The organism is Paenibacillus sp. P2(2022) (assembly GCF_029522175.1).
GTDB lineage: Bacteria > Bacillota > Bacilli > Paenibacillales > Paenibacillaceae > Paenibacillus > Paenibacillus polymyxa.
Genome location: NZ_JAKWFI010000005.1, coordinates 73,495 through 93,700, shown reverse-complemented (window position 1 = coordinate 93,700; position 20,206 = coordinate 73,495). Strand labels below are relative to the sequence as shown.

The 20,206-nt window shown below is 46.2% G+C and carries 19 protein-coding genes, 1 pseudogene and 1 other annotated feature; of the genes and pseudogenes, 8 read left to right on the top strand and 12 right to left on the bottom strand.

Going from position 1 to position 20,206, the window contains the following annotated elements; genetic code table 11:
- Positions 1 to 29: 29 nt before the first annotated feature.
- Positions 30 to 962, bottom strand: coding sequence for a COX15/CtaA family protein (locus MMB75_RS17375; protein WP_013372916.1), 933 nt, complete (start codon positions 960 to 962; stop codon positions 30 to 32).
- A gap of 215 nt (positions 963 to 1,177) precedes the next feature.
- A complete protein-coding gene (locus MMB75_RS17370; protein ID WP_222822039.1) occupies positions 1,178 to 1,522 on the bottom strand; it encodes a thioredoxin family protein in 345 nt (114 codons plus the stop codon).
- A gap of 235 nt (positions 1,523 to 1,757) precedes the next feature.
- On the opposite strand from MMB75_RS17370, the gene MMB75_RS17365 reads away from it, so the two are divergent.
- On the top strand, positions 1,758 to 3,047 hold the full coding sequence (locus tag MMB75_RS17365; RefSeq protein WP_222822038.1) for a DUF2515 family protein: 1,290 nt from the start codon (positions 1,758 to 1,760) through the stop codon (positions 3,045 to 3,047).
- A 17-nt stretch (positions 3,048 to 3,064) separates the two neighbouring features.
- Here the strand turns inward: MMB75_RS17365 and MMB75_RS17360 are convergent, their stop codons facing one another.
- The 7 genes from MMB75_RS17360 to MMB75_RS17330 all read right to left on the bottom strand — a co-directional run bounded on the left by MMB75_RS17360 (position 3,065) and on the right by MMB75_RS17330 (position 12,209).
- Positions 3,065 to 4,699, bottom strand: coding sequence for a putative polysaccharide biosynthesis protein (locus MMB75_RS17360; RefSeq protein WP_222822037.1), 1,635 nt, complete (start codon positions 4,697 to 4,699; stop codon positions 3,065 to 3,067).
- A 133-nt stretch (positions 4,700 to 4,832) separates the two neighbouring features.
- Positions 4,833 to 5,312 (bottom strand): DUF456 domain-containing protein, encoded by a 480-nt coding sequence (locus MMB75_RS17355; protein ID WP_013372920.1) that lies wholly within the window; start codon positions 5,310 to 5,312, stop codon positions 4,833 to 4,835.
- Positions 5,313 to 5,361: 49 nt separating this feature from the next.
- Entirely contained in the window at positions 5,362 to 6,111 is a 750-nt protein-coding gene (locus MMB75_RS17350) for a Cof-type HAD-IIB family hydrolase (RefSeq protein ID WP_222822036.1), read from the bottom strand.
- 81 nt (positions 6,112 to 6,192) lie between these two features.
- A complete protein-coding gene (locus MMB75_RS17345; RefSeq protein WP_126666231.1) occupies positions 6,193 to 8,271 on the bottom strand; it encodes a peptidoglycan D,D-transpeptidase FtsI family protein in 2,079 nt (692 codons plus the stop codon).
- A gap of 182 nt (positions 8,272 to 8,453) precedes the next feature.
- Positions 8,454 to 10,538, bottom strand: a complete 2,085-nt coding sequence (locus tag MMB75_RS17340) for a peptidoglycan D,D-transpeptidase FtsI family protein (protein ID WP_277376085.1) — start codon at positions 10,536 to 10,538, stop codon at positions 8,454 to 8,456.
- A gap of 20 nt (positions 10,539 to 10,558) precedes the next feature.
- Positions 10,559 to 11,710, bottom strand: coding sequence for a transglutaminase domain-containing protein (locus MMB75_RS17335; protein WP_103042575.1), 1,152 nt, complete (start codon positions 11,708 to 11,710; stop codon positions 10,559 to 10,561).
- A gap of 16 nt (positions 11,711 to 11,726) precedes the next feature.
- Positions 11,727 to 12,209 carry a hypothetical protein gene (locus MMB75_RS17330; protein WP_016819993.1) on the bottom strand — a complete coding sequence of 161 codons (483 nt, stop codon included), beginning with the start codon at positions 12,207 to 12,209 and terminating at the stop codon, positions 11,727 to 11,729.
- 222 nt (positions 12,210 to 12,431) lie between these two features.
- Here MMB75_RS17330 and MMB75_RS17325 point away from each other — a divergent pair, with 222 nt between their 5' ends.
- The 3 genes and pseudogenes from MMB75_RS17325 to MMB75_RS17315 all read left to right on the top strand — a co-directional run bounded on the left by MMB75_RS17325 (position 12,432) and on the right by MMB75_RS17315 (position 14,358).
- Positions 12,432 to 13,601 (top strand): MFS transporter, encoded by a 1,170-nt coding sequence (locus MMB75_RS17325; protein ID WP_016819992.1) that lies wholly within the window; start codon positions 12,432 to 12,434, stop codon positions 13,599 to 13,601.
- A 180-nt stretch (positions 13,602 to 13,781) separates the two neighbouring features.
- Positions 13,782 to 13,850 (top strand): annotated as a pseudogene (locus MMB75_RS17320) (YjcZ family sporulation protein); the annotation flags it as partial.
- A 166-nt stretch (positions 13,851 to 14,016) separates the two neighbouring features.
- A complete protein-coding gene (locus MMB75_RS17315) occupies positions 14,017 to 14,358 on the top strand; it encodes a toprim domain-containing protein (protein WP_017427271.1) in 342 nt (113 codons plus the stop codon).
- An 84-nt stretch (positions 14,359 to 14,442) separates the two neighbouring features.
- Here the strand turns inward: MMB75_RS17315 and cyoE are convergent, their stop codons facing one another.
- A complete protein-coding gene (gene cyoE, locus MMB75_RS17310) occupies positions 14,443 to 15,387 on the bottom strand; it encodes a heme o synthase (protein WP_017427270.1) in 945 nt (314 codons plus the stop codon).
- A 203-nt stretch (positions 15,388 to 15,590) separates the two neighbouring features.
- Between cyoE and MMB75_RS17305 the strand changes: the two genes are divergently transcribed.
- Complete coding sequence (locus MMB75_RS17305; RefSeq protein ID WP_016819988.1) at positions 15,591 to 16,574, top strand: metal-dependent hydrolase; 984 nt, start codon at positions 15,591 to 15,593, stop codon at positions 16,572 to 16,574.
- Positions 16,575 to 16,823: 249 nt separating this feature from the next.
- Here the strand turns inward: MMB75_RS17305 and MMB75_RS17300 are convergent, their stop codons facing one another.
- On the bottom strand, positions 16,824 to 17,045 hold the full coding sequence (locus MMB75_RS17300) for an alpha/beta-type small acid-soluble spore protein (protein ID WP_013311857.1): 222 nt from the start codon (positions 17,043 to 17,045) through the stop codon (positions 16,824 to 16,826).
- Positions 17,046 to 17,165: 120 nt separating this feature from the next.
- Between MMB75_RS17300 and MMB75_RS17295 the strand changes: the two genes are divergently transcribed.
- Complete coding sequence (locus MMB75_RS17295) at positions 17,166 to 17,333, top strand: hypothetical protein (RefSeq protein WP_016324694.1); 168 nt, start codon at positions 17,166 to 17,168, stop codon at positions 17,331 to 17,333.
- A gap of 42 nt (positions 17,334 to 17,375) precedes the next feature.
- On the opposite strand, the gene trpS is transcribed toward MMB75_RS17295, so the two are convergent.
- Positions 17,376 to 18,365, bottom strand: a complete 990-nt coding sequence (gene trpS / locus MMB75_RS17290) for a tryptophan--tRNA ligase (RefSeq protein ID WP_016819987.1) — start codon at positions 18,363 to 18,365, stop codon at positions 17,376 to 17,378.
- 55 nt (positions 18,366 to 18,420) lie between these two features.
- Positions 18,421 to 18,678: a binding site (T-box leader), on the bottom strand.
- Positions 18,679 to 18,819: 141 nt separating this feature from the next.
- Between trpS and MMB75_RS17285 the strand changes: the two genes are divergently transcribed.
- Positions 18,820 to 19,785, top strand: a complete 966-nt coding sequence (locus MMB75_RS17285) for an aldose 1-epimerase (RefSeq protein ID WP_017427268.1) — start codon at positions 18,820 to 18,822, stop codon at positions 19,783 to 19,785.
- Positions 19,786 to 19,875: 90 nt separating this feature from the next.
- Complete coding sequence (locus tag MMB75_RS17280) at positions 19,876 to 20,112, top strand: alpha/beta-type small acid-soluble spore protein (RefSeq protein ID WP_013372934.1); 237 nt, start codon at positions 19,876 to 19,878, stop codon at positions 20,110 to 20,112.
- Positions 20,113 to 20,206 lie beyond the last annotated feature (94 nt).

The following is a 20,206-nucleotide window of genomic DNA, read 5'->3' as shown; positions in this document are numbered from 1 at the left end:
AATACGTTTTATAATGATCTACGAAATGCTTAGGTACGCTGTGCTTGGGTCGGAACAAGCTTGCGGTCCGGTGACAATTGCCATACACGATAGCTCAGATAAGCCAAAATGGAGAACAACGATGCAATCACCAGCATATGTCCCAGCACGATAAACATATAAATTTCAGGTCTGTTGACGTACAGCAGGATAATGCCAATCACCACTTGAAGTATGATCAATACGACCGATACGACACCTAGGGTACGAATATCCCGGTGATTCGGGTGATAACGGTACGAGTAGTGACCCACAGCCAAAATAATGACGAACAGCAGTCCGGCTGAAATCTGATGAAGCAGCAGTGGAGATATGAAGCCCCCAATATTTACAACCTTCTGGATGACCGAATGACTAAGCAACGCTCCTGAATAAACAGCAATATAGGTATAGATCGTTGATAGCCATATAAAGTTACGATAGCCCCGACTGACACGCCCAGGAATCAGACGTGGAGTGTAGCGTGAATCCGCATGCTCCTGCCAGGCTCCCAGCGTCATCATAGTCGCACTGGCAAAAGCGATAAGCGCAAAGCCAAAATGCAGTCCCATGACTGCAGCCGATTGGGAGAAGATGACAGCCAACGCCCCCATCGCACCTTGTATGATAACAAACAATAGCGTAAGCAACGAGAATAGCTGTAAATCCTTCCGATGCTTCATAAACAGCAAAAAGCCGACAAACGAGGCGATAGAAAGAATTCCGGCCATGGCACTGACGGAGCGATGAGAGAACTCAATAAGGGACGCGATGGTATGTGCCGGAACCAGCTTACCATTACAAAGCGGGAATTCTCGTCCACAGCCGAGACCCGAATCCGTTCGCGTCACGACACCTCCACCGAAGGTAGCCAAAAACATGACAATACATGTTACGAGTGCCAGCCATTTTAATATTCTGATTTTGTTATTCAATGAATTCACCCGTATCCTTCCAAATATAATATTTATTCACTTTAGATGTTGTGAAATGATCACTTAAAGTAATTATAACTGATATATCGTTCCTTGACATACGAGCTTTGTTGACAAAATGTGAACGTGTCCGTAAGAAAGCCGCCTCCTTCGGAAGGAAGCGGCTTTCTGTATATCGTGATGATTAGGTTTCCCTTCGGAGCCCTCATACATACCGTTATCATTTATTTTGCCAAGTTAGCATGGACTTCTACAGCCCGGTCCAAAAACTGCTCGATTTCCTCGCGGGATTTACGCAGCCTGTTCACCAGACGTACCAGTTCTCGCCCTTCGCTGTAAGCGATAAAGCTGGGAATCCCTAGAACATTTTGCTCTTGACTGACACTTTCGGCCTGCTCTACATCAATTTCAATTAATGTAAGCTTGTCTGCATATTGTTGTTCCACATCAGGCATGAACGGATCAATAAAATGACAATCTCCGCACCAGTCCGCCTTAAACACAGCTACCGTTACACCTGAAGTGGATATTACCTTATTAAAGTCTTCATGAGAGACGATTTTTTGCATACATACTTCCTCCTTGAACTTCTTTTATGCAGGAAATCCTGTAGTTTCTATTGTAACGCCAAGTGAAGCTTTTGCACACTCCCCTATTATGCTCACATGCCGATTGGAAGCCCTCTCATTGAGGCATACTAAAGATATACTTAAGAATCCACATAAGCGACGACATTCTAACAGCATACCCAACATACTTAGTGGAATACGGGGATGCCTGCACTTGAAAGGAGGTTATTTAAACATGTCTCTCACCGAATGGCTCCATGTCGCATCTCGACAGCTTCAGGGAGGGCTCAAGCTACTCGGCTCCGTTCCGCGTTTTGCGGAGGAGGCATGGGAGGGCAAACGTGCGGCCTGGACCGAATCCCGTAAATTACGCTATCCCTTACGTGAACTGCCGTGGGATTATCATTCGGCACAAGCCGCCATGAATGAAGCTGAAGCATTAATGCTGGTGAACGGACCCGCTACGCGTCCCTCTTCTCTTAATATGCCCTTATGCGAAACAGACTGTGAGCTGCTGGAGCGGATCAAGAACGATACAGCACAGGAGAATCGCAGCAACATCACGCGCACTGCCGCTTACCTTGAATGCTATCGTGGCTACCCGGAATTACACTGGGCATTACTGGCCCATCTGGTTTCTCGTAATGGCGGCTATAATATGACTGATCTGAAAGGAGAGCTCATTGGCGACCTGTTCGGCGAACAGGAAAAGGAGTGGCTGTATCGACTACTTGAGCGCTGTAACGCCCTTATTTTTCAGGACGCTTATCCACAGTTGCAGCTTTACATGCACAGCCGTCATTTGGGACGAAGTTGCTTCCATTTGTTGCCCTATTTTCACGTTTCGCCATTCATGAAGCCCTTTTGGGAACGTTTCTGGGCTTGGCGGGATAGTTCTCTTTTGACGGTGGCGCTCATTATTAATGAACAAAACTATATTGAAGGACGTGTCGTGAAAGATCCGTATTTTCAAAAATTTGTGACACACAAGCCGGGCTTTTATTTGCATGACTGGCTTCAGCTCAATCAAGTTATATTTCCGCTTGGGCTAAACGGTGGCCTTGCCGGACTTGTCATGGAGCGTTTCGGCCATCTGGACGAGCGGATCGGCTTTGGCAAAAGTCTCTACGCTATGTTATTTGGCCATCAGCAGGTACTGGATCAGGCATCCGCATTTGCTGCCAGTGTGCCGCATACCGGTTCTCGCAGCGACTATTGGCCGGGACTGTTCACTCCAAATGAACAAAAAGCGCTGCGCTCTCCAGAAGAGAGTGCAACGCTTTTAGCACATGAATGGCTCCCGCCAAGTCAACGTCTGTACAGCCCAGAACTGAACGCCGTCTGGTCAGATACAGCCTATGATCCGATTCCCCGTTATGACTGGTTTCAGGACGGTTCTACACTTGGGCATATCAGTGAACCAAGACGGCCTCTGTTATTTGCTATGCGCCATGAGCATCGCTACGGCATTCAAAAAACAGCAATGGCCCATGATGCTCATAACAGCTTTAGGTCCTTTCATTGAACAGAGGAAGGATTCTTTTAGCTTCGTTGTCCAGTGGACTCACGCTGTAGGCGCATTAATGGACGCAATAACTTCTGCAACATACGCGGATAGTTGCCCAGCTCGTCCCTGCGCAATACGCGCAATACAACCAGCAATACCAAGTAGCATACCAGTACAACTGCTCCGGCAATACAGCACGCGATCAAGAAGGCTACACGCGCAGGAATCAGGTGTACCAGCAAAATGCAGGCTTCATTTACTCCGTACCCGATAGCTCCCGAGACTACGACGGCGGTTAGGAAGCCTACCCAGCGACGGCCCATGATTGAGAAAGTAACAATACCTTTCAGCACACGCAAATTCAGCAACGTAATGACGAGAAAACATAATTCGGTTGCGGCAATAATTCCGTAAATTCCAAGCCAACCAGCCAGCAGCCAGCTCGCTGCCAACTTCACGACGATACCAACCATCACATTGACCATTGAAATACGCGGCTTGCCCATACCGATCAATATCGAATTAGAAGTCATCATCGTAATCTGGAAGATCGTTCCGAGTGTCAAAACAGCGATAATTCCGCTGCCTCCAAGCGAGCTGAACAACAGACCATTAATAGAATATGCAGTTACACATAAAGCCAACACAATCGGCATTCCGGTCAAAATAGAGATACGCAAGGCAAGCGTCATCTGATTTTGTAAATGCTGTTCATCCTTACGGGCAAAAGCCGCCGAAATGATCGGAATGAGCGATTGACTGAGTGCAATGGCCAAAATTGGAGGAATACCTGCCACACTCTGTGCCCTAGAGCCTAGATAACCCAACTGAGTAGTCGCCTGATCCAATCCCACTTGTCCAGACAGCAGTCTAACTACAATCGACGTATCAATAAAATTAACCGCCGGAACCGTCAGAGACGACAATACGATGGGAATAGAGAGCTTAAAAATATCTTTGTAAATCCGCATCATCGGTAACGCGGAGCTTTCCTCTTGGAATTGCTCTTGACGATCTTGGCGATCCTGACGACGCAGTTTCACCGTGTAATACAACATGACCGCCAGAGCGCCGAGGCTTCCCATGACACCCCCAAAGGAGGCACCCGCCGCAACCTCACGATCTCCATAGCCAAGCTTCAAAATAATAAAGGCGAGCAGAATTGCGGTTGCTACCCGTGCGACCTGCTCCACAATTTGTGAAATACCGCCTGCGGTCATATTACCACGTCCTTGGAAGTATCCACGCATCATGGCAATAGCAGGAAACAACAGCAAAGCGGGTGCCAAAGCCTGAATAGCCAAAGCAGACTGCGGAACCCCTGCTACATGCTCGGCAAAATAAGGCGCTCCAAAATACAGCAGCGCCGTAATGATAATACCCGCCACGGCCGCGAATATCAAAGCCGCACGATACACACGTCGCGCTTCCGCAGGCCGATCCAGTGCGTAGCGTTCCGAAACCATTTTACTCAGTGTGCTAGGAATACCGGCCGTAGCGACTGTGAGCAGCATCAAATAAGCGTTGTTCGCAATGGTAAACGAGGCATTCCCGACGGAGCCGAGCAAATGCTCCAATGGAACGCGCTGTACCAGACCAAGCACTCTGGCCACCAAAGCGGCAGCGGCTAAAATAAGCGTACCTTTAAGGAATGTTTCTTTATTGGACAAAATGCGTTCCCTTCTTTCTTGCTGTTCACATGCATGCAAAAGCTCCGCGAAAAACAGTCATGGCCTGAGCCATCACCGGTGCGGAGCCGCATGTCGATTCTGTCTCTGTAAATCATAATAAACGAATCTCAGGTTAAAACACCCAAATTAAGAATACAATAATCATGGCAAGCTGCAAAATTACTTTCATCACGGTGCTAGTAAATAGGCCTAAGACGGAGCCAAAGCCCACTTTTATAGCTCGATCCAGCGGTGCTTTACCAATCAGCTCACCCAGCACAGCACCGATAAATGGTCCCAAAATCAAACCGAATGCTGGAATAACAAAGGGGCCAATAATGATTCCCACAGTACTAAGGATCGCTGACAGACGCGAGCCGCCAAATCGCTTGACTCCCCACGCATTCACAGCATAATCCGCAATAAAAAGGGCAACGACGATTAGTGTTTGTATAATCCAAAACAATGCATTGTATGGAGCGAACGAGAAAAACCAACCGTATACAAAAAATGCAAAATAAATGGCGAGCGCCCCCGGCAATACGGGATACACCGCTCCCGCCATGCCCACAATGAACAGTACAATGACAACAATCCAACCTACAACGTCCATGGGCCTCCTCCTTCTCGTCTATTCATCTTGCTTGTGCACCATCATTTTATTACACAAGCACATAATCTCGAATCACTTCTACAATGCCGTCCTCATTATTCGAAGCCACAACCACATTAGCGGCTTCTTTTACCGTATCCTGAGCATTCCCCATCGCTACACCCAGTCCAGCCGCTTGAATCACAGCCAGGTCATTCAAACTATCACCTACGGCAACCACCTGCTCCATGGTAATGCCGAGCAGGTCGCACACTTCAGCGATGCCACTGGCTTTGGATATACCAGCTGGATTAATTTCCAGATTCGTCATCGAAGAATTGGAAATTTCAAGTCCCCCCATATCCTGAAGCTTGAGCAAAATTTGATGGCGAATTTCGTCATTTTCCGTATTATAACCGAATTTGAGCCATTCCTGTGTGTCCAATGTGTCCGGCCAACGATCTCTGTTGTATAACTCGTCGGTTGAGTAAGCCCAGAACCAGGAGCCTGTTTCTACGGCAATCTGGTGCATCTTGCGAATAAGCTCCTTATCAAGTAAATAGCGGCGCCACAATTCGTGAGGTGATTTCCATACTTCACTGCCGTTTACAGTTACCATTGGCGTCTCTAGGCCGAGTTGCTGACCGTAAGGTAAAGCATGCATCGCTGCACGTCCAGTAGACAAGCATACATGAATCCCTTCCTGAATCGCCTTATTAATCCAATTAATCGTTTCCAAGCTTATTTCATGATTATCGTTCAGTAAAGTTCCATCCATGTCGAGCGCAAGCAGTTTGTATTTATATTGGTTTTCTCCCATGGTCTCTCTTCCTCCTGTTGTCCCTTATGTCCAACGACATTTTACCATGAAAAAGAGAAGCCCACAAAAGTATTCAAGTCCTTAATTCGCTGCCAGAGGCTTTTTGGGAATACCATCAAGCCCGTATACTTCGTCATATGCATCAAATATTTTACGCGCAACGGGTCCCGCGCTCGTCGCACCAAAGCCCCCCTCCGGGATGATCACGGCTACAGCCAGCTTCGGATTTTGACGCGGAGCAAAAGCGATAAATACCCCATTATCTTTAACCGTACGTCCCACCACCTGCTGAGAAGTCCCCGTTTTGCGGGCATAGTCATAGGGAAATCCGTTAAAGGCTTTAACATCGGTAGCCATGCCGCGAATCACAGTATTCCAGTACGTATCTGAAAAAGCGACCTCATTCAGCACCTTCGGCTTAAACTCACGTACGAGATTCCCCTGGTCATCCACAATTTTACTGACTAGATGAGGCTGCATTCGCTTGCCCTTGGTTGCCAGTACAGTCGTATACTGGGCCAGCTGCATCGCTGTATATTTCCCCTGCTGACCAAAGGATGCCTGTACCAAACGTGTCAGTGCACTTTCATGCTTACTGGTGTACTCCAGTCTGCCTGCCCACTCACCGGGCAGATCGACTTCCGTCGGTACACCCAGTCCAAATTGCTTCATATACTTGTCCCATACATCAATTCCCTGATGCATTCCTGCATTACTTCCGTATTTGGCATACAGCGGCTTGCCGATCATATCGACCATGAACGTATTTGACGAGACCTCAATCGCCCTACTAGGTGTTAGTGAACCATACACATGTCCGCCTGAATTACCGACTCGGCTGGAGCGATTTTTTCCATAGTACGCACTTCCTGTATCCTGATATGTTTGTCCAGGCGAAAACAGATTTTCCTTCAACCCGATCAGCACAGTCAGCGGCTTAATGGTTGAACCCAGCAGAACCGAGGATTCCGGGTGCGGACCCACTTTTCCACTAGGTACAGATTTAATCGTTCCGTTCCCCATTTTATGCTGAATATCGTCATACACTGAAGGCGACGCACTTCCCGTTTTCCATACATTCGAGTCATAGTCCGGCATGCTGGCCATTGCTACGATATGTCCGGTCTCTACCTCCATCGCTACAGCGAAGCCAGTAGTTGCATCCTGATGAAGTTTACCCGATACGGCATGGGTACGAAGCCAGCGGAGTTGATCCATAATCGCCTGTTCGGTTTTTTGTTGAATTTCCTTGTTGATGGTAGAGTACAGATGATGACCTTTCGCTGGAGGTGTAATGGATCTAATGCCCTCCGGCATGCTTCGAGGGTTAACCTCTACTGTTTTATAGCCATTTTTCCCTCTTAACTCGTCTTGATACTGAAGCTCCAAGCCATCATATCCGACAATTTCGCTTTCCGAATACACTTGTTCCGGTCTTAGAACCTCCGAATTGGCTTCATACAACTCTTTATATTTGGGTCGGTTCGCCCGAGCTCCTTTGAATTTGTACATATATCCAATCGTTTGCACTGCCACTCGATCCGAGTCATAATGGCGTACACTTTCTTCTATAACCTCTACACCTGGAAACTCTGTTCGATGCTCCAGAAAATAAGCGATTTCCTTCTGACTCAGGTTGGATTTGACCAAACGTGGGGTGAATCCCCTATATTGAATATAATCCGGGTCGAGTCGTTGTATAATTTCCTTTGCATCAAGTCGCTCTCCTTCGCTATGCCCCAACTCGTTTAATTTGCTAGCAAGTTTGCCAGCAAAAGCATTAAGCTCAGGGAGCAGCTTATCCGCCGGCTTGCGGTCTTTCTCCGTACGTTTGCTGTAATCCTTAGGCAAAGTCACATACAGGGATTGCATTGGAGTCGAATATGCCAGTCTAACCTTACCCGTGGAGTCATAAATCGTACCGCGACTCGGGGTTAGCGGAACATTTTTTGTATTTATGGATTGCTGCTGGCCCTTCAGCTCCTCTGATTGTATAAACTGCAATACAGCTAGTCTGGTAATGATCAGGGCAAACAGCACAAAAACACTAAAAAACAGTAGGTTGGTTCGTAAAACCGTCCGCTGTTTTCGCGTTTCTTCGTCCTCTTCACCAATTTTCTTTTTGAATGAAAATTTTTTATCCAAACTTCCTCTGTCCATATTAGCTGATCATTACTCCTTCCAACAGGTCTCATATTCCTGATCCTACCATATTTGAAACAAGAAACAAGGAAATCCAAGATGACAATTTTGTAAGAAAACGTATAAAAAAACACAAAAAAGCTTTCCTCAGCTCAATGGCTAAGGAAAGCTTACCTGAAATAATATCTGTATAAAAATGATTATGGCTGTTTGGCTGTATTAGGATCGGCTGTCGCTGCATCCTTTTTCTTTGGAACACCGTCCAAACCGTACACTTCGTCGTAAGCATCAAAGATTTTACGTGCCACAGGTCCGGCGCTCCAAGCTCCGAAGCCTCCTTCAGGAATGACAACTGCTACTGCAAGTTTAGGATTCTGACGTGGTGCAAAGGCGATAAATACCCCGTTATCTTTCAGTTCCCTGCCTACACTCTGCTGAGATGTCCCCGTTTTGCGAGCAAAGTCATACGGAAAACCTTTAAATGCGCTGACATCTGTTGCCATACCGCGTATGACTTCATTCCAGTAGGCATCCGGGAATTTCACTTCATTTAGCACCTTCGGTTTAATTGTTTGAACTACATTACCGTTGGTATCTTTAATTTGGCTGACCAAATGGGGCTCCATCCGTTTGCCCTTGGTAGCCAATACTGCTGTATATTGTGCAAGCTGAAGCGTTGTATATTTACCCTGCTGACCAAAAGAAGCATATGCCAGTTTAGATAATGAGGACTCTTTCGAATTATGAGCATACTCTCTGCGACCAGACCATTCACTTGGTAAATCCACACCTGTAGACACACCTAGCCCAAACTCCTTCATATAGCGGTCCCATACATTCACACCCTGATCTTCCTTGGCATTATTAATGTATTTGTTATACAATCTCTTACCTACCATATCGACCATAAATGCATTCGAGGAATGCCGTATGGCAGAAGCCGGGTCCAACCCGCCATACACGTGGCCAGAAGAGTTCCGTACTCGTGAAGAATTGTTACGCCCAAAATAGGCTGCTCCTGTATCCTGGTAGTAAGATGAAGTACTGAATAAACCTTCCTCCAGACCTATTAACACTGAAAGTGGTTTAATGGTGGAACCGAGCAGGACAACTGACTCTGGATGCTGGCCCGGTTGACCTGATCCAAAGGAGCGGATAGTACCATTTAAATATACATTTTGAATTTTTTTATAGTTATCATTGGATATATTTCCAGTTTGCCAATAATTTGCATCGTAATCCGGCATACTAGCCATAGCTACCACATTTCCTGTATCTACTTCCATCGCTACAGCGAAGCCTGTTTTGGCATAAGGATGAGTCTTGCCAGACACAGCGTGTGAATGGAGCCATCTCAATTGATCCGTAATGGCTTCTTCTGTTTTAACCTGAATCTCTTTATTAATCGTGGAATAAATGTTGTTCCCTTTTTGCGGAGGAGTAACAGAATCTACACCCTCCGGCATGTTTCGAGGATCAATCGGAACCGTTTTATAGCCATTTTTCCCTCGTAATTGTTCCTGATATTGATATTCCAGTCCATCAAAGCCAACAGATTCATTATCCATATAAATGAGGCCCGGATCATTTTCAGCTGACATGGATTTTTGAATATTCTTATATTTATCCAACGTTTCACGCGCACTTTTGTAGCTTTTAATATAACCGACCGCTTGAACAGCTACCGTATCAGGATCGTAATGACGTACCGTCTCTTCAACGACATCTACGCCTGGAAACTCACTCTTATGCTGCATAAAATAGGCAACTTCATCTTTATTAAGATTCGTTTTAATCAGACGCGGCGTAAAACCGCTAAATCGTTGATAGTTCCGATCCATAGCGTCCATAATTTGTTCTGCCGTCATTTGCGGCTCATCTTTATCGCCGTATTGAGCAAATCGATTCGCCAGCTTTTGTGTCATATTTTCTAGCTCAGGCAATAACTTCTTATCTGGATTACGCAAATTCTCCATGCTGTCACTATAGTTCTTGGAGAGCGTGATATACAGCGATTGTACAGGTGTCGAATACGCCAGTCGGTTCTGTCCGGTTGAATCATAAATCGTTCCGCGAATCGGCGTAAGTGGTACATTTTTAGTAACATTACTGGCCTCCTGCTGCTTGAGCTGAGGTCCATCTACAAATTGAAGTATCGCCAATCTTACAATTATGACTGTAAATATAATGAACGAGCTGAAAAAGAACAGATTAATCCGGAAGCTAAATCTTTTTCGGTCGGATGTCTCATTGTCTTTTCCTTGCTCGTTGTCCATCTTTCTCATGTGCCCTTTTCCACTCCTTCTTAAATCACTTTATCCTTGATATGTGTTTGGGCAAAACCTGGCGGGTTAAACCAGTCTCCACTTTGTGCCCAGGTCGGGTCTAACGGAACCCACTGATGCTGTCCGCTCAAATACACCTCATTCCAGGCATGGGACCCGTATCCTCCCTGTCCGTTGTATCCAAGACCTGTTACGACCTTGACCTGTAGTCCCTGCGAACGAGCCATCATTGAGTACAGGCGGGCATAATCAATGCACACTCCTTTACGTGTACCAAACGTATCTCTAGGCGTCTGTTCATGCCAGTCACCACGTTGCTCATAGGCCTCCACCTTACTGTAATCATAGCTAATGCGGGTGCCTACCCATTCATACAACGCTCTGGCTTTTTGCTCGTCACCGCTAGCCCCTTCTGTAATCTTGGCCGCTGCCTGAACGATATCGCTTGGAATGTCCCGGTCAATTATTTCGTATTTGCGCTGCATGATACCATTCAATTCCTTGGTAACAGCTTGCGTAAATACAGGGAGCTTATCCTTAATCAGAGTCCCGGACAACGGCTCAATGACCGATTGCGCACCTTGCTTATAAATCGGCGAAGCTTGTACGTAGCTGCTAAACCCGCTGTCTGGGTACAGACTTACGCCTATGAACAGCAGGGCTATGATCATCATGGCGCGAGCACCACCAATAAGAGTACCTATTCCGGCCCCTGCCACCCTGCTGAAAAAGCCCGATTTTTGGGGATGCTCATGGAGAGAGGAATCTGATTTGCCACCTACCATCAGCACATAAATGGCACGCAGTATAAACTGGGCGATAGCATAACTGAGCATGAACAATACGGCAAACCGCAGCAGCGGAAAACCCTCTATCCCCGCCACAAGCGTATAATAAAATTGCTCAATCCCACTTAGTTTTCGCTGTGGCAAATGCTCCATGTAAGCTGCCAGCCATTGCTGCACCTTTGGTGAAAGCCACATCGCTAACCCGAGCGAGCACAAAATACCCGCCACAGTGAGTATGCCATCCACAATGAGACTAAACAGCGCACCTACAGATCTGGAGGCTCCTCGCCTCCACCCCTGTATTAACGACAATACTACGATGGCGATCAGAAACACCGTCACGCCATTCCAATGAAGAATAGACTCCAGCCAGGATGGGTTCATTGTGTTCCTCCTGTCTTTACGGCGACTGTGGCGGCTGTGCAGCAGCCAAGTCTTTCGCACTTTCGATATATTTCTTGACTGTGTCACTCATACTCCATTCGCCCAACGACATTCCCTGAAACCATACCTTGACCTTGTCCCCCTCAAACGGACCTTTTACTTCCAGGTTGGAACTGGTCACTGTAAATGTACCATCTCCGTTGGAGGTGTATTTGGCATTTTGCCCCTCTTTTATCATCATGTTCAAAGCCTCGCTCTGAACCTTGTTAATTGCATCATCCTTTGCCTGAGTCACGACCTTGCCAACCTGTTCAAAGGAAATACCACTGTAGACTAGCAAGCCTGCAATCACAATAATGACGATCAGCCATTTTACGAGAGTTCTTACAATCTTCAATATGACTAACAATAGGACAAGCCCAATCACTATATACAGCCAGTTATCCTGAACGATCTGCCAATTATGTTCCAAAAACTCTGACCAGACGTTCTTATCCATTCGCTACACTCCCGTTTCCAACTACATGATTCAAATTGCAAAATTGTCTCTGTAATTATACATGATTACGCAATGTCCTGTCAGCTTAGGTCTTATACATACCTTGTCAATCAATTCTTGTCCATACAAAGTGGTCTATGTTCGTCCAATCTGGCGTACAACTTAGGAAGGGCCAATACGAAGTAACATGAAAGTTTACATTTAGGAAAGGGGGTCATTCACATGAAAACAGCCCTCTGGCTGTATCTCTTCTTGTTCATTGCCTTTTTTGATCTGCATGCACAATATCCTATTTTGACACCATTCGCCATCTCTCTGGGGGCAGCGCCTACCTTTATCGGTTGGATGATGGGAATTTACTCTCTGACTCACCTGCCTGGTAACTTGATGGCAGGTCCCAAAGTCGACAAACACGGCAGTCGCCGATATATTATGTTCAGCCTGACAGCTGCAGGCCTGATCCTGATCATTCAATCGTACATCCATACACCGTGGGAATTGCTTTTTCTGCGTGCGATTAGTGGTTATGTGTTGGCCTTTTTATCTCCAGCCTGTCTGGCCATGCTGGCGCAACTGTCCGATCATCCGGTTACGCAGGGCAAATATATGTCGGGACATGGTGTCGTCCACACGTTGGCCTCTGTTCTGTCTCCAGCCGCAGGCGCATTTATTGTAGCCAGTTTCGGCTTTAGCGAGACATTTAGTTCCCTTGGCATCATTCTCGTGATCACGGGGCTTATGGCTTATTTCACCTTACCCAAAAAAGCACCCGCTCCTCAGGCCCAATTATCTGATGGTCATACGACACCTGCTCCACAGTCAGCAGCACAGACGCGGTTACCCTTCAATTGGCGTTATCTGCTTCTACCTTTTGTTTTGGCGTGCGCACAAGGCATTTTATTTTACGAGATCCCATTACGAAATAACGGTTCTGCGTCCATGATGTCCACCGGATTGCTCTTTTCCATCATCAGTTTGGGAGCACTCTGTACGCTCAGTTTGCTTTTTCTGAACAAATATTCACCGATGGTAAGGTTAATTTGCGGCATTATTCTGATGTCTTTAAGCTTCTACGCACTCGCCACCACGCCTGAAGCGACCATAGGCATCATCCTGTTTATTTTGGGAACAGCCAAAGGCATCATTTTTCCAGCGCTGGCCTCTCTTTTCATACGAATCGGAGGGGCTCGATTGGGCAAAACCTTTGCCCTACAATCCATTGCAACGTCTATCGGCTCCTTTGCCGGGCCTGTACTGGCGGGTCAGCTTCCGGATCACATATCTCCTTTTTTTATCGCATTTCTAATTTTGATGACTGGTCTACTATTCGTTCCTGTTCAGCGATTATCTCCTACACCACCACTATCTGCCTCGGGTCCTTACCATTCCTAATTATAACTAAGGGGCCATGCTGAGATGCTACCTTTAAAGCCCAAAATACGTTCTAGAGGGCTTACGCACAGTACCTAATACCCTGCTCCTCATAGACTAATTTGACTGAACAATTCAATACAAAGGGAGGTGCAGCCCATGAGCCACTGTCATCCTGTAAGCCCTTGCCCTGTTTTTGGAACTTCAACTGGTACCATTCTTGTTCTTTATATTCTGCTCGTCATCATTCTTCGTACTTGCTGGTTCTAATGTTCTAATTAGCCCTAACATCCGGCTTTGTAACCCATGCCTGCCACTTACGGCAGGCTGTTTTGTTGTTTTTTGCATGAGAACCCCTTTTAGAGCTAAACTATACACATATTCTTTCATTTCCCGGGGAATTTCGAGCACAGGCATCAAGCAAGGGGTGAGCAAAATGGCGATAACCGTGATTGTCGAAGGAAAAAATGACCGCAGTAAACTCCGCCGATTACTCGATCCGGAGGTCAACATTTTATGCACCTTCGGCACACTAAACTCAATAAAATTAGAATCCCTCCGCCAGCGGACCAAGCATGACGAAATATTTTTATTTATGGACAACGACAGCTCAGGGAAAAAAATAAGAGGTGTGCTTGCAGACGCTTTTCCGGATGCCCTTCATATGTATACACGCAAAGGCTATGCAGGCGTAGAAGGTACTCCAGATGAATATGTAATTGCCCAGCTGGAAAAAGCAGGGCTTGAGGAATACATTGTATACCCTCCTGTTCTTTAGTCCTGCAAATAACAAAAAAGCTGTCCTCAGGTCAATTTCATGCCTGTTGGACAGCTCTATATAGTACAGCTTCTAAGATTGGTATTAGAACTTATGAACCGTATCAACAATCATCAGCAAGAAGCTGAGTGTCAAATGGTTAATGGAAAAGAAAAATACTTTTTTTGCCCACGAATCCGTTTCTTCTTCCTTAATCGTAAAGCCTTTAAAGGCATAAAACGCCCATAGCACGGACAGTAACACGGACACGATCATAAAAATCATACCGGCATATCCATAAGCATACATAAGGATGGGTACCGGGATCAGCAGCACAATATAAGGAATCATCTGAATCTTAGTCCGATGAATGCCTTTCACGACTGGCAGCAATGGAAATCCTGCTGCGCGATATTCCTCAACTCTGCGAATGGCAAGTGCCCAGAAGTGAGGCGGTTGCCATAAGAACAGTAGTGCGAATAAGAGCCAAGCACCCATGTCAATACGGCCCGATGCGGCCACATAACCAATTACCGGAGGCATAGCCCCAGAAATACCGCCAATGGATGTACTCCATGTAGATGAACGTTTCAACCAGAGTGTATAGATGCCAACGTAGACAAACATACCCAATATGCCCAGTAGTCCTGCCTTCACACCAGAGAAGAAGAATAAAACAGCCAATCCGACAATACCCAAAATAATAGCGTATGACAACACCGTTGTAGGGGTCAGACGTCCTGTTGGCAGTGAGCGATTACGTGTGCGCTCCATCTTCAAATCCAACTCACGGTCAAAGTAGTTGTTAAAGACACAAGAAGACGCCATAACCAGCATTGTACCTAAGAGTGTAAGAATTAACTTTATATAGTCAACGTCCCATTGCGATGCCAACCAAAAACCACCGAAGGCTGCAACCAGATTAGTACGAAGGATGCCTGGCTTGGTAACTGTAATAAAATCTTTCCAAGTTCCCGCCTTACCGGGTGGTTTAGATTTTACAGAATAGGTAGCCGCATCCGAAGAAGTCTTATAACTAATATTATCCATTGTGAGTAACTCCCCCTTAGAGATGTATGAATTCGGGAGTAAGTTGAACTCCGATATAAATTTTATCATATACCTACCCCAAAAAGTTTGACAGAAAACGCACAAAACGTTCACAATTCAGATGGCAAATCACCCCTGCTGATCGTTTACAGTAAATTTGGGTAGTAATAAGTACAGGAAACAATACAAAAGGAGCGACAGATATGGATACAGCCACACACTTTGTCATGGGAGTCGGGTTGGCCGGGCTGGCCTATACTGATCCTGTCGTCGCCGGAGATCCCAAGCTAGCAGCGGTCATACTGCTCGCTACAGTCGTAGGGTCACAAGCTCCGGACTTTGACACCTTGCTTCGGTTGAAAAATAATGCAGCGTATATTCGCAATCACCGTGGACTGTCGCATTCTATCCCCTTCTGGTTGATATGGATCTTGTCCATAACGGGACTGATTTGTCTGATCTTCAGGGATGTGCCCCCAGGTCATGTAGCATTATGGGTAACGATTGCCGTCTGCCTGCATGTATTCACAGATTTATTCAATACGTACGGAACCCAGGCATTTCGGCCGTTTACGAATAAGTGGATATCTTGGAATATCATCCATATTTTTGATCCCTTTATTTTCGGCACCCATGTTGCTGCGATCATGCTGTGGATCACCGGATTGGTTCCGCCCGCCCCCTTATTTATTACGCTGTACGTCATTATTGGCCTGTATTACATTTGGCGAACCTGGAGTCATTTTATTACCAGAAAAGCGGTACGTGATATGGACAACAAGCGTCAGGAAGGCGACACCTATTATATCATTCCCACGGTATCATGGAACCGGTGGCATGTGGTAAAAGCTCATCAGAATGGAAGCTATGACATTGGCGGATTAAATGGCAAGCATTTATTTTGGACGAAACACGCAACTCCATCCACACATCCAGCCGTAGAGGCCTCCAAATCCTATCGCGATGTGCAAGCATTTCGCTATTTTTCCTCCTTTGCCGTTGCCGAGGTGGAAGAACTGGAGTGGGGCTATATTGTGCGATGGGGAGACGTCAGGTATCGACACCGGAGGCAATATCCATTTGTAGCGGTGGTCGCGATGGATAAGCAATTCGGACTGATCAACAGTTATATTGGATGGCTCAGTGACGAAAAGATGCAAAAACGTCTTTCCTTGCATACGAATTAAAATATTTCCAAGCTAACAATAGGCCGAGTGTATTACAGACAGCAAGTCTCCCTTAAACGGGGGCTTGCTGTTTTTTTGACTATTCCCGTAAAAAAAGCATTTCATGAAAGCGCCCTCTTGACGAAGCAGACTAACGTGATTCACAATGGTCATAAACATGCGCAAAAAAATCCGGAGCATGTTTGCTCCGGATTTTCTTCATCACAGCTGCTCATAATACAGCTTCCAAGATGGGAGTGTTTATGTGTATTACTGCAAGCGGCTGCTGCCCGACAAGGATTGTTCTGCTTGTTGGACCAGCTTTTTCGTGATGTATCCCCCAAGAGAACCTGTTTCGCGGGAAACGACATTACCGAAGTAACCGTCCTGAGGGATGGTGATGCCAAGTTCTTGAGCTGCCTCATATTTTAATTGTTGTAAAGCGGCGTTGGCCTGCGGTACTTGCAGGTTGTTTGAACGACGTCTGCTCATATTTGAATCTCCTTTCAGTTCTTTGTGAGTGAGGTTCATTGCAAGCTTGCAAGATTATTATGGCTCACTTACATCTACTTATTCCTGAAATTCAACATTCGAAGGCTGGAGGTTTTTACCATGAGCAAAGGTCTATCCCTATGGTTCGCCGTTTCATCCATTGTTCTGCTGACAGCAGCCGCTATATCCATCAGCTATTCTGCATGGCTTGCTATATTACTGGGACTTTTATCTGTCGGTAATATCGGCTGGGGCTTCGTAATCAAGGCCCGACAACGCCGCTCTTAAGTTAATTTGTAGAAGACCCCATCTGTCTGTCTTCAATTGGCTCTAGCGTAGACGTGGCAAAAAGCCCATGCGCTCTTTGACCGCAGACAGCGTGACTTCAGCAGCTTCTTGAGCACGCTCTGCGGATTGGGCCAAAATATGCCCAATTTCACCGGATTCCCGGATATCGCGATAGCGCTGCTGAATCGGTTCAAGCATAGCTACAACCGTCTCTGCCAGTTCTTTTTTAAATGTCCCGTACATTTGACCTTCATAGCGATCCTGCACTTCTTGGAGCGACAAACCGGAACACTGGCTGTAAATGCCCATCAGATTACTAATTTCCGGTTTATTGGCTGGATCATATCTAACCTCACTGCCCGAATCGGTAGTAGCGCGGCTGATTTTTTTGCGTATGACTTTTGGATCGTCAAGCAGTGCAATAAAACTGCCTGCATTCGGATTACTCTTACTCATTTTCTTGGATGCATCATCCAGGGACATAATTCTCGCCCCTACTTCAGGGATATACGGCTCCGGAACAGTAAAATAATCTCCATAACGGTGATTAAAGCGGCCCGCTAAATCACGTGTCAGCTCCAGATGCTGTTTTTGGTCGTCGCCTACTGGGACAAGGTCCGCATTGTAGAGCAAAATGTCAGCTGCCATCAATGACGGATATACGAACAGCCCTGCTCCTACGGAATCCTTGCCAGCGGCTTTGTCCTTAAACTGAGTCATACGCTCCAGCTCGCCCATATTCGTCAGTGTTGTCATCAACCATCCCAGCTCAGCGTGCTGTGGAACATGGGATTGTAAAAAGACATTGGATTTCTCTGGGTTAATACCCGCTGCGATAAATAATGCCGCTACCGCCTCCGACTGCTCACGTAATTGAGCTGGTTCCTGCGGTACAGTAATCGCATGAAGGTCTACGACCATAAAGTAACATTGATGATCCTCTTGCAATTTGACAAAGTTTTTCATTGCGCCGATGTAATTACCCAAAGTAAGTTGTCCACTAGGCTGAATACCTGAAAGTACGGTTTTCATATTCTTCCTCCTCCGATTATTTCAATATTTTAGAACGCAAAAAGGCCCCGCATCCTCAAGGGACGCGAGACCGTGGTACCACCCTTATTCATTGCTGTCAGCCTATGAGTTGTCGGAGCTATCCTCCGTGGCCGCTGCAATCTTGAAGCTCCGTTAACGAGGAGCAATCGGCCGTCATACTGAGGAAAGTAAAATCCTGTTCTGTACGGCACTCCAAGGTCCATTCAGCAGTGCAGGCTCGCCGATTCTCATCCACCACCGGCTTTCTGAAGAGCTTATGCAAAAGCTTACTTGTCCTCATCATCGTGTTATCCATGTCATTTCTTTCTAAGCTACATTAATGATAATTCCGCTTACTGTTATTGTCAAATGACGATTGTGCCATATGACCAAAAATCTGTTATCATAATGACACGAAGCTTCAACCGATTATAGTGGACAAAGGAGCATGAATATGAAACAAGTGACCAAAGAACACTGGAACGGTTACGACACGTATGTTTTACATAGTGGTGAATTGGAAGTTACAATGATCCCTCGTCTGGGGAATAATATTATCTCCGTGCGTGATCTGAAGCTGAACCGGGATATCGTACGTCGACCTGGCGAGGAAGAATTGGCATTTTATTTACAAAAGCCATATCATTTTGGCTTACCTATTTTGATTCCTCCTGGCCGAATTCGCAAAGGACAATTTGAGTTTGACGGCGTCCCATATCAGTTTGACCGTAATACAGCCAACGACAATCATATACACGGTCTGCACCGTAATCAATCCTGGCGTTGCAGCGATATTGAAGAGGATGAAGAAGGTTGCAGCGTAACAACCGAGTTTCTGACAGAAAGTGATCCGCACTGGATGGAACAATACCCCATTCCTTTGCGGCTGGAAATGACATATCGTTTGCAGGGAACTGTATTAAGCCAAACGCTGCGCGTCACTAATCTAGGTGAAAAAACAGCCCCATTCGGCTTGGGATACCACACTTGGTTTATGGTGGATGGAGAACCTCAGCGCTGGCGCCTGAAGCTACCGGTGAATGGAGTATATGAACAGGATGCTGAGCAGCTGCCTACAGGTGTCATTACTTCTTTAGATCATTTGGAACAGCTCTCCTCAGGTTTATCTTTGAAAGGAACAAATTTGGATACTGTGCTGCGAGCAGCGGAAGGCCCTGCTGAAGCTGTTTTGACTCGTGATGATGGCTATCAAATCCGCTACACCGCAGATGAGCAATACTTTAAGTATTGGGTACTATATACCAAAGGGGAATGCGATCAGTATCTTTGCATTGAGCCTTATACCTGGCTATCTGATGCTCCCAATTTTCCTGACCCAGTCGGAGATGGTGGGCTGATTCGTCTGGAGCCTCAACAATCCATCGACCTCAAAACTCAGATTCATATCATATATCCTTAATTTCCCTATAGTCGCTTTTCTTCCTTCGGCGCATATTTTCATAACTCTGTCGCATACTAACCTCATCACAGCCGAAGGAGGTGACTACACATGTATGAAGCCAATCAAGGCAGAGGACGTCGTAGCAATACTCTGGTCGTTCCTCAAGCCAACAACGCATTGCAACAATTGAAATATGAAGCTGCGCAAGAACTGGGCATCACCATTCCGGCAGACGGTTACTATGGTGATATGCCGTCCCGTGAAGCTGGGTCTCTGGGAGGCTATATCACTAAACGCTTAGTACAGCTGGCCGAACAGCAATTATCAGGTCGTTCAGGTCAATAAGCGTCATTATTCCACATGAGCATTCCGTTATCGTAATTTACCAAAATGCGTTATAACGGGTATATAACAAAGGCGGTCTTCCTTCGGAAGGCCG